At 71.5% G+C, this 13,797-nt stretch carries 14 protein-coding genes; 6 read left to right on the top strand and 8 right to left on the bottom strand.

What is annotated here, in order from left to right; genetic code table 11:
* Nucleotides 1-23 precede the first annotated feature (23 nt).
* A complete protein-coding gene (locus J2Z30_RS36990) occupies nt 24-269 on the bottom strand; it encodes a hypothetical protein (protein ID WP_209469000.1) in 246 nt (81 codons plus the stop codon).
* Nucleotides 270-348: 79 nt separating this feature from the next.
* Complete coding sequence (locus J2Z30_RS36995; RefSeq protein ID WP_044568647.1) at nt 349-1,065, bottom strand: SDR family NAD(P)-dependent oxidoreductase; 717 nt, start codon at nt 1,063-1,065, stop codon at nt 349-351.
* 65 nt (nt 1,066-1,130) lie between these two features.
* Between J2Z30_RS36995 and J2Z30_RS37000 the strand changes: the two genes are divergently transcribed.
* Nucleotides 1,131-1,700: a MarR family winged helix-turn-helix transcriptional regulator gene (locus tag J2Z30_RS37000; protein WP_044568646.1), complete on the top strand. Its 570-nt coding sequence runs from the start codon at nt 1,131-1,133 to the stop codon at nt 1,698-1,700.
* On the opposite strand, the gene J2Z30_RS37005 is transcribed toward J2Z30_RS37000, so the two are convergent.
* Both J2Z30_RS37005 and J2Z30_RS37010 read right to left on the bottom strand, forming a co-directional pair.
* Nucleotides 1,660-3,084: an MFS transporter gene (locus tag J2Z30_RS37005; RefSeq protein WP_052701280.1), complete on the bottom strand. Its 1,425-nt coding sequence runs from the start codon at nt 3,082-3,084 to the stop codon at nt 1,660-1,662. The two genes, J2Z30_RS37000 and J2Z30_RS37005, sit on opposite strands and share 41 nt — an antisense overlap.
* 306 nt (nt 3,085-3,390) lie before the next feature.
* Nucleotides 3,391-4,605 (bottom strand): PucR family transcriptional regulator, encoded by a 1,215-nt coding sequence (locus J2Z30_RS37010; RefSeq protein ID WP_052701279.1) that lies wholly within the window; start codon nt 4,603-4,605, stop codon nt 3,391-3,393.
* Nucleotides 4,606-4,767: 162 nt separating this feature from the next.
* Between J2Z30_RS37010 and J2Z30_RS37015 the strand changes: the two genes are divergently transcribed.
* Complete coding sequence (locus J2Z30_RS37015) at nt 4,768-5,592, top strand: SDR family NAD(P)-dependent oxidoreductase (RefSeq protein WP_044568645.1); 825 nt, start codon at nt 4,768-4,770, stop codon at nt 5,590-5,592.
* A 45-nt stretch (nt 5,593-5,637) separates the two neighbouring features.
* Nucleotides 5,638-6,306, top strand: coding sequence for a TetR/AcrR family transcriptional regulator (locus tag J2Z30_RS37020; RefSeq protein ID WP_044568644.1), 669 nt, complete (start codon nt 5,638-5,640; stop codon nt 6,304-6,306).
* Between the two features lie 85 nt (nt 6,307-6,391).
* Here J2Z30_RS37020 and J2Z30_RS37025 read toward each other — a convergent pair whose 3' ends face one another.
* A complete protein-coding gene (locus J2Z30_RS37025) occupies nt 6,392-7,201 on the bottom strand; it encodes an SDR family NAD(P)-dependent oxidoreductase (RefSeq protein ID WP_044568643.1) in 810 nt (269 codons plus the stop codon).
* On the bottom strand, nt 7,191-7,808 hold the full coding sequence (locus J2Z30_RS37030) for a carboxymuconolactone decarboxylase family protein (RefSeq protein WP_044568642.1): 618 nt from the start codon (nt 7,806-7,808) through the stop codon (nt 7,191-7,193). The genes J2Z30_RS37025 and J2Z30_RS37030 overlap by 11 nt, the downstream gene beginning before the upstream one ends.
* A 181-nt stretch (nt 7,809-7,989) precedes the next feature.
* Here J2Z30_RS37030 and J2Z30_RS37035 point away from each other — a divergent pair, with 181 nt between their 5' ends.
* The 3 genes from J2Z30_RS37035 to J2Z30_RS37045 all read left to right on the top strand — a co-directional run bounded on the left by J2Z30_RS37035 (nt 7,990) and on the right by J2Z30_RS37045 (nt 11,758).
* Nucleotides 7,990-9,186 (top strand): argininosuccinate synthase, encoded by a 1,197-nt coding sequence (locus tag J2Z30_RS37035; RefSeq protein WP_044568640.1) that lies wholly within the window; start codon nt 7,990-7,992, stop codon nt 9,184-9,186.
* A gap of 113 nt (nt 9,187-9,299) precedes the next feature.
* Nucleotides 9,300-10,730, top strand: a complete 1,431-nt coding sequence (argH, locus tag J2Z30_RS37040) for an argininosuccinate lyase (RefSeq protein WP_044568639.1) — start codon at nt 9,300-9,302, stop codon at nt 10,728-10,730.
* A gap of 38 nt (nt 10,731-10,768) precedes the next feature.
* Nucleotides 10,769-11,758 (top strand): aldo/keto reductase, encoded by a 990-nt coding sequence (locus J2Z30_RS37045; protein ID WP_044568638.1) that lies wholly within the window; start codon nt 10,769-10,771, stop codon nt 11,756-11,758.
* A gap of 299 nt (nt 11,759-12,057) precedes the next feature.
* On the opposite strand, the gene J2Z30_RS37050 is transcribed toward J2Z30_RS37045, so the two are convergent.
* Both J2Z30_RS37050 and J2Z30_RS37055 read right to left on the bottom strand, forming a co-directional pair.
* Nucleotides 12,058-12,864, bottom strand: coding sequence for an alpha/beta fold hydrolase (locus tag J2Z30_RS37050; protein WP_044581146.1), 807 nt, complete (start codon nt 12,862-12,864; stop codon nt 12,058-12,060).
* Between the two features lie 247 nt (nt 12,865-13,111).
* Nucleotides 13,112-13,786 (bottom strand): lysophospholipid acyltransferase family protein, encoded by a 675-nt coding sequence (locus tag J2Z30_RS37055; RefSeq protein ID WP_020867138.1) that lies wholly within the window; start codon nt 13,784-13,786, stop codon nt 13,112-13,114.
* Between the last annotated feature and the right edge of the window lie 11 nt (nt 13,787-13,797).

Raw genomic sequence — 13,797 nt, forward strand, 5'->3', positions numbered from 1 at the left:
CGCCGTCCGCGCCCGTACGGATATCACCGATGGTGGAACTTGATCGGGTAGGACACCGTTGAGCGCGGTTTGGGCTGCTTCTTGGTGCCCTTCCCGTCGCCCTTCTTCCCGTCCTTCTTCCCGTCGTCCCTCTCGAAGTGGACCGGATACCGGGCCGTCTGATGCGGATTCGGCGATTTGCCGTCGCGGGTGTTGCCGTCACCGTGGTTGTTGATCCACAGGACCCCGACCACGAATACGCCGAGCACCATCATCTGCTTCTTCTGCACCGGTCCCGACTCCCCCTCGGTCCGCAGCTGCGCTCCCCGCCCCGCCATGGTCTCAGCCCGGCGGCCGAATGGGCAGGTGCTACCGCGTGGTGAAAGCGCCTCCGTTGACGTGAATGGTCTGGCCGGTGATGTGCCGCGCGCCGGGCGAGGCCAGGAAGAAGGCGGTCCGGGCGATGTCCGAGGCCGTGCCCGCACGCTTGTTGTGGGTCTCCGCCACGAGCGCGTCGCGGCGTTCGTCGGTCATCTGGCCCTGGAAGAAGTTGGTACCGGCGATGAAGCCCGCGGAGATGACATTGCAGGTGACGCCCTTCGGCGCGAGCTCGGCGGACGTCGAGGCGTTCCATGCGGCCAGTGCGGCCTTCGCCGCGCCGTAGGAGCCGCCCCGGCGCTCGGCGCCGATGGACCCGATGCTGATGACGGAGCCGCCGCCGGTCAGCTTCTCCTGGACCGAGGCGGTGGTCAGTACCGCGGTGAGCAGGTTCTGGGACAGGCTGCTGTGCCACTGGGCGAGCAGCGCGTCCAGGGGCGGGAGGCCGTCGGGCGCCGCATCGGGCAGCCCGCCGGCCGCGTTGACCAGGACGTCCAGCTCGCCGAACCGGTCGGCGAGAGCGGCGACCCGCTCGGGGGAGCCGGCGTCACAGACGACGCCGTGCGCCCCCGTCTCCTTGGCGGTCTGTTCGACGGTGTCGGGGTGGCGGCCGGTGATGAAGACCTCCGCCTGGTCGGCGATGAACACCTCCGCGATGGCGCGGCCGATGCCGCTCGTACCACCGGTGACGAGCACGGTCCGGCTCACAAGTCCTCCTGTACTCAGCTACGTTTAGGTCTAAACGTAACTCATGGCGACAGGAGAACGCACCCATGGCCGACCCCGATCCCGCCCTCGATGTCCCGGAGCCCGGCGCCCGTAACTCATCGGAGGAGCCCGGGGCCGTCCACTCCGCCGCGGACATCGCCACGGCCTGGCAGCGGGAACGTCCGGGCGCCCCCACGGAGTCGATCGAGATCGTCACCCCCATCTGGTGGCTGGGAAAGCTCTTCGCCGACGACCGCGACCGGGCGCTGCGCGCGGCGGGGATCGACGCGGCCACCCTCGATCTGCTGTCCGTCGTCCGCCGCTCCGGCCCGCCCTACGCCCTGAGCACGCGCGAGATCGCCCGCCGGACCCTGGTGACCGCCGGAGCGATCTCGCAGCGCGTCGCCCGAGCCGAGCGGGACGGCCTCGTCCTGCGCAGGCCCGGGACCACCGGCCGCCGCACCGTCCTGGTGTGCCTGACGGCCGAGGGGCACGCCCTCATCGAGCGGTCCGTCGACACCGTGCTCGGCCGCGAGGCCAGGCTGGTGCGCGGCCTGTCGGATCAGGAGCGCACGGTGCTCGCCGGGCTGCTGGTCAAGCTGATGGCGGACGTCCGGCGGCGTACGGAGCGGTGACCGGGGCGTCGGCTTCGCCGGTGGGGATGTCGCGCAGGTCCTGGTGGCGACGTTCGCGCAGGGCGACGGCCGATACGAGGGTGATGGCGCACAGGGCGGCGACGTACCAGGGGAATACCCCGGACAGCTGTCGCGAGTTGAGCCATTCGATGGCGAACGGGGCCGTGCCTCCGAAGATCGCCACGGACAGCGCGTAGGGCAGACCGAGACCGGCCGCGCGGACCTCGGTGGGCAATTGCTCGGCCATGGTCGATCCGACGGCCGCCCCACAGACGGCGAAGATCACCAGTCCGGTGCTCTGCACCAGCACCAGTGATCCGAAGGTGGGGCGCAGCAGGGCGAGCAGGGGCACCGCGGCGAGGGTGGCGATCGTCGCGAACGCCACCAGGTGCAGCCGGTGTCCCACCCGGTCCGAAAGCGCCCCCAGGAGTGGCAGGGCACAGATGAGAACGGCCTGGGAAATGATGCTCGCGGTCAGGGCGGAGCCGTGGTCCAGCCCGCGGTGGGCCGCGTATTCGGGCAGGTACGACGCGAAGAGGTAGTACCACACCGAGGATCCCGCGGTCAGGCCGAAGATTTTCCATGCGACGAGCGGATATCGCGTCAGGATGTCGAACATCGCGGGAAGGGTGGGCGCCCCGGCCGCTGCCCGGCTCGCACGGGCGCTCTCGAACGCCTCGGTCTCCGGAAGCGCCCGGCGCAGATAGATCCCCCACAGGCCCAGCACCGCGCCGAGCGCGAACCCGAGACGCCAGCCCCACGCCGACACCGCGTCCTCGGCGAGGTGGGAGTGCACCCACAGACCGACCGTGTTGGCCAGCAGCACGCCCACGGTCGCCGAGACATACCCGAGGCTCCCGAAGAGGCCGCGGCGCCCGTTCGGCGCCGCTTCGGCGAGGTAGGTATAGCTGGCACCGGCCTCGCCGCCCGTCGAGATGCCTTGCAGGGCACGGGCGATGAGCATGATGGCCGGGGCGAGCACTCCCACCGCCTCGTAGCTGGGCGATACCGCGATCAGCGCCGAGCCCCCGGCCATGAGCAGCATCGCGACGATCATGCCGGCCCGCCGCCCGTGGCGATCGGTGAAGGCTCCCAGGACGAGACCCCCGAGCGGCCGGAAGAAGAACCCCACCGCGTATATCGCCAGCGTTCCGAGCAAGGACGCGACCGGGTCGTCGCCGGGGAAGAACTCCGGGGCGAAGGTGGCCGCGAAGACGGTGAAGATTCCCCAGTCGTACCATTCGAGGCAGTTGCCGAGGAGGACGGAGAAGAGACTCTTCCCGGACGACTGCCGGACCTCTCGCTTCCGCGGGGCCCGCGGGGTCGGCGGAAGCCGGTCGCTCCGGCCACGGGACTCGGGCTCGACCCCATTCTGCGCGTTCATGTTGTCCCTTCGGTTGGGTGGCAGGAGCGCGGTGGTGAGCGCGACACCGGGAATGCGGTCGAAGGGAGTCGCCCGAAGCCGAGGGGTGGGGCGGGGCAGGCTCGCTCACGAGCTCCTGATGATCTGTTCCGCGGGCTGTGGGGCGGCCCGTGCGGTAAGGCGGCGTTCCGGCGGTCCTTCGTGTCGTCCGGGTCGTATGTCGACGTCGAGGCCGCCCGTGTGTCGGCGAGGTGCACCCACTATGAAGTGGCGTCGCCGAAGGGTCGATGTGTCCTCCGACAACGCTGGGAACCCGCCCGTTGTGCGTCAGTCCAACGCGGAGGGCGGTGCGCCGGACCGTACGTCGCGAGCCGCGAGTGCCCAGCTGATCTCGACCACGGTGTCCGGTGAGTCGAGGCGGGCCCCGGTCAGTTCCTCGAAGCGCCGGAGGCGGTAACGCAGGGTGTTGACGTGGACGTGCAGGTGCTCGGCCGCCGCGCCGATGTGCCGGCCCAGTGCGAAATAGGCCCGTACGGACTCCTCGACGAGCCCGCCGAACTCACCCTCGGCGGCCAGCGGCCGCAGGTGCCGGTCGAAAAGCAGCTCGGAGAGTTCGGGTTCCGAGGCGACGGCCACTCGCCAGGACAGGTCCCCCAGGTCGTGTACGCCGCGCAGCCCGTACGCCCCGGCGGCGTCGAGAAGCCGGCCCGCGGTCCGGAACGAACGGTGAACCTGCCCCAGCGCGGTCGGCGAGCCCAGGCCCGCCGTCACCGCGAGATCGCCGACGACGGGCTTGGCCTCGACGACTCCCGCGACCGCCTCGTCCATCACCGCGATCATCGCGGTTCGGCCGTGGGACCGGCAGAGCGTGTCCAGCGAACGTGCCAGCCGTGCCAACCCGGGGCCGGTGTCCAACCCGGGGCCGGTGTCCACCCCGGGGCCGGTGTCCGGCCGGGCCCTGATGGCCCGATAGGCCCGTGCGGGATCGAGGCCGTAGATGGCCGCGCCGCTGTGGACCTCCGCCGCGCTCAGCGTTCCGAACAGCAACCCCCGCAGGAAGGCCGCCCGCCGCTGCGCGTCGAAGAGCGCCGCGGAGATGTCCGCCTCCCGGTGGACCAGGGCGATCCGCGCGCTTTCCTTGTCCGCGAGCTCCCACAGGGCCCTGGTGCGGTCGACGACGACGAGCGGATCCAGCCCCAGGCGGGTCGCCTCCGCGAGGAACAGATCCCGCATCGCGCCCAGCGCCCGGCGGAAGGCGCGCAGACCGTCGCTCAAGGACACCCCGCGGGCCACGCGATCACGGGCCACCTCCGCTTCGTCGATCTCCCGGGAAGGGGGCACCCGGCCGTCGCGCAGCACCCCCAGGACGCGTTCGAAGTGCCTGGCCCAGACCTCGTCGAGCAGCTCACGGGGGACCGCGCGGTAGGACGGCACGCGGTCGAACAACTCCGCGTGCATCCGGTCACGGAGCGCGTTCTCCCGGGCCCGCATACCGGTGATCACGGCTTCCAGCGCCTCCGCGCCGTTCGGCGGTCCGGTCATGGTCGGTCACCTCCGGCGGCAGGCCACGGGGTTGGAGAAACGCACAATACGGCGCCGGTCGCCCTGTGCGGCTGCTCCGTCGACAGAGGTCCGCGTGGCTCGCAGAGTGACCGCAGGCCGGGCGGAAGCGCCCGTGGAGACGGATGACGAAGGAGAGACGTCGTGGCGGAGACAACCGGACTGGAGGGCCAGGTCGCCATCGTGACCGGGGCGGGCTCACGGGGTGACGGCATCGGCAACGGCCGCGCGGCCGCGGTGCTGCTGGCCCGCCGGGGCGCGCGAGTGGCATTGGTGGACAACGTGGCCGGCTGGGCCGAGACGACCCGGTCCATGATCGAGGCGGCGGGCGGAACGAGCCTGGTCGTCGAGGCCGACGTGGCCGACCCCGCGTCGTGCTCCTCCTGTGTGGCCCGGGTGCTCGAGCGCTGGGGAGAGGTGAACATCCTGGTCAACAACGTGGGTGTCGGGGGGCCCGCCGGGGATGTCGTCGATGTCGATCCGGCGGACTGGGAGCGGTGCCATCGCACGAATCTCACCTCGATGATGCTGATGTCGAAGTACTGCGTTCCGCCGATGCGACGGGCCGGTGGCGGGTCGATCGTCCATGTGTCATCGGTGGCCGGGCTCCACGGTGGGCATCCCAACATCGCCTATCCGGTCACCAAGGGGGCGATCGTCCCCCTGACCCGTGCGATGGCGGCCCACCACGGAGCGGAGGGGATCAGGGTCAACGCGGTGGCCCCCGGCATGGTGTACACGCCGATGGTCGCCACCAGGCCCGGGATGACCGAAGCGGTCCGGGAGACCCGCCGCGGACGATCGCTGCTGGGCACCGAGGGCAGCGGCTGGGACGTCGGGGAGGCGGTCGCCTTTCTGGCCGGCCGCCGTGCCGCGTGGATCACCGGAGTGGTGCTGCCGGTGGACGCGGGCGCCACCGCGGGCCGCCGGGAGTTCTCGCCGAACCTGAGGTCCCCCGCGGAACGCTGACTCCCGCCCGTCCTCCGGCCGCCCGGATGGCATACTGAGCTCCCCATGAGCGAATCCACCGCGGCGGCCGGGCGCCGCCCGACCAGGCGCGATGACCAGCGGGAGGCCTCCCGGCGCAAGCTTTTGGACGCGGCGCTGGAGATCCTCGCGGAAGAGGGCTACCGGGGGCTCACGGTCAAGGAGGTCGGGGACCGCGCCGGTGTCAGCCGAGGGATGGTCAACTACCACTTCACCTCCAAGGCCGGGCTTGTGGAAGCCGTGGTCACCGACATCCGCGAGGGGTTCATCGACCGGCTCCGGGCACTGCCCGGATACGACCGGATGAGTGGTCTCGAAGCCGTGCTGGCCAAAGTCGACCATTTCTTCGTCCGTCTGGCGGAGCCCGCTCCGGGGGTACGGGCGCGGGCTCTGCTGGTGCTCTTCGTCGAGGCGCTCGGCGGCCCCGGCGATTCCGGCGGGATGCAGAGCCGGATGGCGGGACATCTCAACCTGGTCCGCACCGCCGTCGAGGACGACATCCGCCGGGGCATCGCGGACGGAAGCGTCCGCCCGGATGTCGATGCCGTCGCGCAGGCGTTCCTCGTGGAGAGCATCGCCCGCGGGGTACTGCTCCAGTACCAGCTGGATCCGGCGCGCACCCTTCTGGTGGAGATCGGCCGGGCCGCCCATGGGACGCTCGTACGCGGGCTGGCGGCCGGGCGGGACACCGGCTGAGCGGGGCGCGGGCCCGCACCGTGGCATGGCGGGGGCCCGCACCGAGGAGTGGGCCGACCGGGCATCGGTGGCCCGGTACCGCCGGTCAGACCGCGTTGAGTCCGCCGTCCACCACCAGGCTCTGGCCCGTGATGTAGGAAGCGCGCTCGGAGAGCAGGAACGTCACGGCCTCCGCCACCTCCCACGCGTTGCCCTGACGTCCGAGCGGGATCCGCTCGAACGAGGCGGTCCGTGAGGCCCGCCTGGCCGACGCCTGGCGCCCGATCGGTGTGTCGATCAGCCCCGGGACGACGAGGTTGGCGCGTATCCCACGGACCGACGCCTCCTTCGCGACGTGGCGGACGAGTCCGAACAGCCCGGCCTTGGAACTGTCGTAGGCGGGGGAGTTGGTGGCGGCACGCAGCCCGGCCGTCGACCCGATGAAGACGATCGAGCCGCCGTCCGCCAGGGCCGGAACCCCGTACTTGGCGGCCAGGAACGGCGCCCGCAGATTGAGGGAGAGAACCCGGTCCCAGTCCTCGGGGGCGGAGCCCGCCAACCCGGTGCCGAGGCCGATCCCGACGTTGACCACGAGCCCGTCGAGTCCGCCCAGTGAGCGGACCGCCTCATCGACCACCGCGGCCGACTGCTCCGGGTCCGTGGCATCGCCCACCACCGCGATGCCCTTGACGCCTTCGGCGGAGACCAGTCCGGCCGTCACACCGGCGGCCTCGGCCGCCACATCGGCGCAGGCCACGCTCCCGCCCTCACGGGCGGCGAGTACCGCGATGGCCCGGCCGTTTCCGACCGGCGACTCCGGGTCGTCGTCGGGACGGGTGCCCGCGCCGATCACCAGCACCCTGCGGCCGTCCAGCCGCCGGGCCGCGGAGCCGGCCGCCCGCGTCTCAGCCGGCATGCGCGGCTCCTTCCGCGAATCCGGTCGCGTCGAAACCCGGGTCCAGTTCCACACCGGCGCTGTTCAGGAAGAACGCCACCATGTGGTACTGCCCCACCAGCATGGTGATCTCTATCAGCTCCGCCTCGTCGAAGTGTCCGGCGAGAGCCTCCCAGGTGGTGTCGGACAGCCGGGCGTCGCCGTGCAGTTCGTCGGCCGCCCGGATCAGCTGCCGGTCGAGGTCCGTCCACCCGGGGGTGTCCGGGCCCTGGGGGACGCGGGCGATGTCGGTGTCCGTGAGGCCCGCGGCCTTGGCCAGCGGGACGTGGCGTCCCCACTCGTACGAGGCGCCGGTGTTGTGCGAGGTGCGAAGGATCAGCAGTTCGCGGATCCTTCCCGGCAGCCGGCCCTTGCGGAGCAGCTGGAGCCCGAAAGGCATGAACGCCTCATAGAGCTCGGGATGGCGGGCCAGGGTGGTGAAGACGTTGCCCACCCGCCCCCGGGGATCGCGTGGAGCGTCGGCGAGCAGCTCGCCCGTCCTCGCATCCCAGTCGTCCTCGAACAGCGGCTGGAGCCGGGGGCGGCCGCCGCTGGTGTCGCTGTGCGGTACCTGAACGTTTTCGGGCATGAAGACCTCCTGAAATGCCACGATAGGAACTGGCTGAACGCTCGGCAAGTGAAAGTGGGGGCAAATCTTCATCGCGACGGCGGTGCGGGGGCGCGAGGGCCGCTCCACCTGCCACATTGACGAAACATACGGCCCAATGCATACTCATGCAGAGAAACGTATGGATCGTAAGGAGGCACCCGTGACCGAGCGCGTCGTACTCGCCTACTCGGGCGGCCTGGACACCTCCGTCGCCATCGGCTGGATCGCCGAGGAGACGGATGCCGAGGTCATCGCCGTCGCCGTGGACGTCGGCCAGGGCGGTGAGGACCTGGACGTCATCCGCAAGCGCGCGCTCGCCTGCGGCGCGGTCGAGGCGGAGGTCGCGGACGCCAAGGACGAGTTCGCCGAGGAGTACTGCCTTCCGGCGATCAAGGCCAACGCGCTGTACATGGACCGCTACCCGCTGGTCTCCGCGCTGTCCCGGCCCACCATCGTGAAGCACCTGGTGGCCGCCGCCCGTAAGCACGGCGCCGGGACCGTCGCCCACGGCTGCACCGGCAAGGGGAACGACCAGGTGCGGTTCGAGGCCGGTATCTCCTCCCTCGCCCCCGATCTGACCTGCATCGCGCCGGTCCGGGACTACGCGATGACCCGGGACAAGGCGATCGCCTTCTGCGAGGCCAAGGGTCTGCCGATCGCGACCACCAAGAAGTCCCCGTACTCGATCGACCAGAACGTCTTCGGGCGGGCCGTGGAGACCGGCTTCCTGGAGGACATCTGGAACGCGCCGATCGAGGACGTCTACGAGTACACCGCCGACCCGGCCGCCCCGCGCGAGGCCGACGAGGTGATCGTCACCTTCGACAAGGGCGTCCCCGTCGCGATCGACGGTGAGCGCGTCACCGTGCTCCAGGCCATCCAGCGGCTGAACGAGCGGGCGGGCGCCCAGGGCGTCGGCCGGATCGACATGGTCGAGGACCGGCTGGTGGGCATCAAGTCGCGGGAGGTCTACGAGGCGCCCGGCGCCATCGCGCTGATCACCGCCCACCAGGAGCTGGAGGCCGTCACCGTCGAGCGCGAGCTGGCCCGCTACAAGCGGCAGGTCGAGCAGCGCTGGGGCGAGCTGGTCTACGACGGTCTGTGGTTCTCGCCGCTCAAGCGGGCCCTGGACGGATTCATCGCCGAGGCGAACGAGCACGTGTCCGGCGAGATCCGGATGACCCTGCACGGCGGCCGGGCCGTCGTCACCGGACGGAAGTCGCACACCTCGCTGTACGACTTCCACCTGGCGACCTACGACACCGGCGACACGTTCGACCAGTCGCTGTCCAAGGGCTTCATCGAGATCTTCGGGATGTCCAGCAAGATCGCCGCGAAGCGGGATCTGCGGCAGTAGCCTGCGTACCGGCGTCAAGCCCGCGTATCCGACGTACGCGACGCATCACGAGCCGCCTCCCCGCCCCGCGGCGGGGAGGCGGTCGCACACCCACAGCCGACAGGAGCAACAGCGTGAGCAACGGCAACAGCGGCGACGTCCGGCTCTGGGGCGGCCGCTTCGCCGACGGCCCGTCCGAGGCACTGGAGAAGCTCAGCGCCTCCGTGCACTTCGACTGGCGCCTGGCGCCGTACGACATCGCCGGATCCCGCGCCCACGCCCGGGTGCTGCACACGGCGGGGCTGCTCACCGCCGATGAGCTGGAGCGGATGCTGGCGGGCCTGGACCGGCTGGAGGCCGATGTCGCCTCCGGCGACTTCACCGGCACCATCGCCGACGAGGACGTCCACACCGCCCTGGAGCGCGGTCTGCTGGAGCGGCTGGGCCCGGACCTCGGCGGCAAGCTGCGGGCCGGCCGGTCCCGCAACGACCAGATCGCCACCCTCTTCCGGATGTATCTGCGGGACCACGCCCGGATCGTCGGCGGGCTGATCGCCGACCTCCAGCAGGCCCTGGTGGGGCTCGCGGAGGCGCACCCGGACGTCGCGATGCCCGGCCGTACGCACCTCCAGCACGCCCAGCCGGTGCTCTTCGCCCACCATGTCCTCGCCCATGTCCAGGCGCTGTCGCGGGACGCGGAGCGGCTGCGGCAGTGGGACGAGCGCACCGCCGTTTCGCCGTACGGCTCGGGCGCGCTGGCCGGGTCCTCGCTGGGTCTCGACCCGCAGGCGGTCGCGGCCGACCTCGGCTTCGAGCGGGGCTCGTCCGCCAACTCGCTCGACGGCACGGCCTCCCGTGACTTCGTCGCCGAGTTCGCGTTCATCACCGCGATGATCGGCGTCGATCTGTCGCGGATCGCGGAGGAGATCATCCTCTGGAACACGAAGGAGTTCTCCTTCGTGACCCTCCACGACGCCTTCTCCACCGGCTCCTCGATCATGCCGCAGAAGAAGAACCCGGACATCGCGGAGCTTGCGCGCGGCAAGTCCGGTCGGCTGATCGGCAACCTCACCGGGCTGCTGGCCACCCTCAAGGCCCTGCCGCTCGCGTACAACCGCGACCTCCAGGAGGACAAGGAGCCGGTCTTCGACTCCTGCGACCAGCTGGAGGTGCTGCTCCCGGCCTTCACCGGGATGATGGCCACGCTGACCGTCAACCGCGAGCGCATGGAGGAGCTGGCCCCGGCCGGGTTCTCGCTCGCCACCGACATCGCCGAATGGCTGGTGCGGCAGGGCGTGCCGTTCCGGGTGGCGCACGAGGTCGCGGGGGAATGCGTCAAGGAGTGCGAGCGGACGGGCATCGAGCTCGACCAGCTCACCGACGAACAGTTCGCCAAGATCTCGCCGCATCTGACGCCGGAGGTCCGGAGCGTCCTCAATGTGCAGGGCGCGCTGGCCGCGCGCGGCGGCCGCGGCGGCACCGCCCCCGTGGCGGTGCGGGCCCAGCTTGCGGAGGTCAAGGAGGATCTGGCCGCCCAGTACGCGTGGGCGGGCGCCAAGCGCTGACGGCGACAGACCGAAAGGGAGAGGTGGGGACACGGAGTATGAGCGTCGAACGTCTCGTGGAGATCGCGGCCCCCGGGACGGGGGTGGCCCGGATCGGGCTCGGCCTGGCCGCGGTCGGCCGCCCCGCCTACATCAACCTCGGCCGGGACCGTGACCTCCCGGCCGAGCGCCCGGTCGAGGTGATGCGGCGCCGCAGCCATGAGCTGCTGGACGCCGCGTACGCCGCCGGGGTGCGCTATCTGGACGCGGCGCGCTCCTACGGCCGGGCCGAGGAGTTCCTCGCCGACTGGCTGCGGGACCGCCCGGACGCCGCCCGGGACGTGGTCGTCGGCTCCAAGTGGGGCTATACGTATGTCGCCGAGTGGCGTACGGACGCCGAGACCCATGAGGTCAAGGACCATGGCGTCGAGACCTTCGACCGGCAGCGCGAGCTGACCGACGCGCTGCTCGGCGACCGGCTGGACCTCTACCAGATCCACTCGGTGACCCCCGACAGCCCCGCCCTCACCGACCCCGTGCTGCACGCGCGGCTGGCCGGGCTCGCCGCGGAGGGCGTGACGGTCGGCGTCTCCACCAGCGGTCCGCGCCAGGCCGAGGCGATCCGTGCCGCGCTGGCCGTGGAGGTCGACGGCCGTCCGCTCTTCCGTACCGTCCAGTCCACCTACAACCTGCTGGAGCCCTCGGCCGGGGCGGCGCTGGCCGAGGCCCATGAGGCGGGCCGGGCGGTCATCGTCAAGGAAGCCGTGGCCAACGGCCGGCTCACCGAGGCGGCCGAGCGGCTTCCGGAGCCCCTGCGCCAGGTGGCCGGGGAGACGGGCGCCACTCCGGACGCCGTCGCCCTGGCCGCGGTGGCGCACCGCCCCTGGGTGACGGTCGTCCTCTCCGGCGCCGCCACGACGGACCAGCTGCGCTCCAACCTGGCCGCCGCGGATCTCCGCCTGGACGAGCCGCGGTTGGCCCGGCTGGCGGAACTGGCCGAGCCCCCGGAGACGTACTGGCGGCACCGCGCGGGGCTGCCCTGGGCGTGACGCTGCCCGGCTGAGCGCTCTGCTGGGAGTGCCCCGAGATGCCGTCGACGTCTGCGGCGCCGTCGTGGCTGGTCGCGCCCACGCGGCGGAGCCGCACATCGATACAGCCCCGCGCCCCTTCGGGGCGGAGCCTCGCCTTCCAGCCCTCCGGCGTGTGGCATTCCAGCCCCTCCAGGGGGCACCTCCCAGCGGTAGCTGGGGGAGTTTGAGGAGCGGGGTCTGGGGCGGAGCCCCAGTTTCGGGAAGGGGCGGGTAGGGGAACGGCCCGCCGCAGGCGTACACGTACCCCCGGACCCCCGCTACAGCAGGCTCAGGAACGAACGGACAGCGCGGGTGTACGGCCGCGGCGCGTCGTCATGGATCCAGTGACCGCACCCGGCGAACTCGCGGAGCCGCGTGTTGGGTCGGCGGGTGGCCATCTCGTGGGCGTGGCCCGGCGGCAGCAGCGAGCTGTGCTCGCCGCGCATCAGCAGCGCGGGGCAGGAGGAGCCCAGCCAGTCGTCCCAGAAGTCACCGCACATGGCCTGCTGGGACGCCATCATATGGCTGGGCTCGAACAGCAGCCGCCAGCCGCCCGATTGCGGGTCCGGCTCGGCGCTGTCCAGGAAGTACGAGGCGTCCGGGATGCCCCGGGACTCGATGGCGGCGCGCAGCTTCTCCCGGTCCACGGCCCAGGTCGGCCACCCGGAGACATCGAGCACCGGATGGCTGACCACCGGACGGTCCGTCACCGCGCCGATGTCCTCGACGACCAGCGCGCTCACCAGATCCGGATGGCGGGCGGCCAGCGCGTACGCGCCGACCGCGCCCGTGGAGTGGGCGACGACCGGGACCGGGCCGAGACCCAGCTCCCGCAGCAGCGCGGCGGCGTCGGCCACATACTCGTCCAGCGTGAAGGGGCCACCGCCGCCGGTCAGCCCGTGCCCCCGCTGATCGAGCGCGATCACCCGCCGTTCCGGGGCGAGGGCGGCGGCCAGCGGCGCGTACATCCGGCCCCGGCCGAAGTGGCCGTGCAGGGCCAGGACCGGGTCGCCCGGTCCGCCGAAATCGGTCACGGCGAACCGCCGACCGCGCAGCATCACGAAGTCGGGGGAGGGCACGGTCATCGTGGTCACCCGCGGCACCATAGTGGTCGTGCCCGGTGGTGACCAGCGGGTAGCGGAATCAGATCTTCCGTAAATCTGGTGACCCGTGACACCGGCCGGAGCGTCGGCTCGCCGGACCGCGAGGCGGCGTTTTCGGCCAAATCTGGCGGGGGCACACAAGTGCGGCGGCCCGGAAACCCCGGACCGCCGCGGTTCGCCCGAAACGTCAGCTGTCAGCCGTCAGCCGTCAGCCGTCAGCCGTCAGCCGTCATGCGGCCGACTTCGCCTTCGTGGCGTAGATGTCCACGTACTCCTGCCCCGACAGCCGCATGACCTCGCTCATCACCTCGTCGGTCACGGCCCGCAGCACATAGCGGTCGCGGTCCATGCCCTCGTAGCGGGTGAACTCCAGCGGCTCGCCGAAGCGGACCTCGACCTTGCCCGGCCGCGGCAGCCCCTTGCCGCCCGGCTGGATCCGGTCGGTCCCGATCATCGCGAACGGCACCACGGGCGCGCCGGTCATCAGGGCGAGGCGGGCGATGCCGGTGCGGCCACGGTAGAGGCGGCCGTCGGGGGAGCGGGTGCCCTCCGGGTAGATGCCGAAGACCCTGCCCTCCTCCAGCACCCGGCGCCCCGTCATCAGCGCCGCGACACCGCCGCGGCCGCCGTCCCGGTCCACCGGGATCATGCCGACGCCGGTGAAGAACCAGGCCATCAGCCGGCCCTTGAGGCCCTTGCCCGTGACGTACTCGTCCTTGCCGATGAAGAAGACCTGACGGTCACAGACCAGCGGCAGGATCATCGAGTCGATGAAGGTGAGATGGTTCCCGGCGAGGATCACCGGGCCCGAGCCCGGAATGCCCTCGGCCCCCTCGACCCGTGGGCGGAACATCAGGCGCATCAGCGGACCGAGTACTGCCTTCAGAAACGCGAATCGGGACACGGGCCCTCCGG

The sequence above is a fragment of the Streptomyces iranensis genome, from assembly GCF_017874715.1.
Lineage (GTDB): Bacteria > Actinomycetota > Actinomycetes > Streptomycetales > Streptomycetaceae > Streptomyces > Streptomyces iranensis.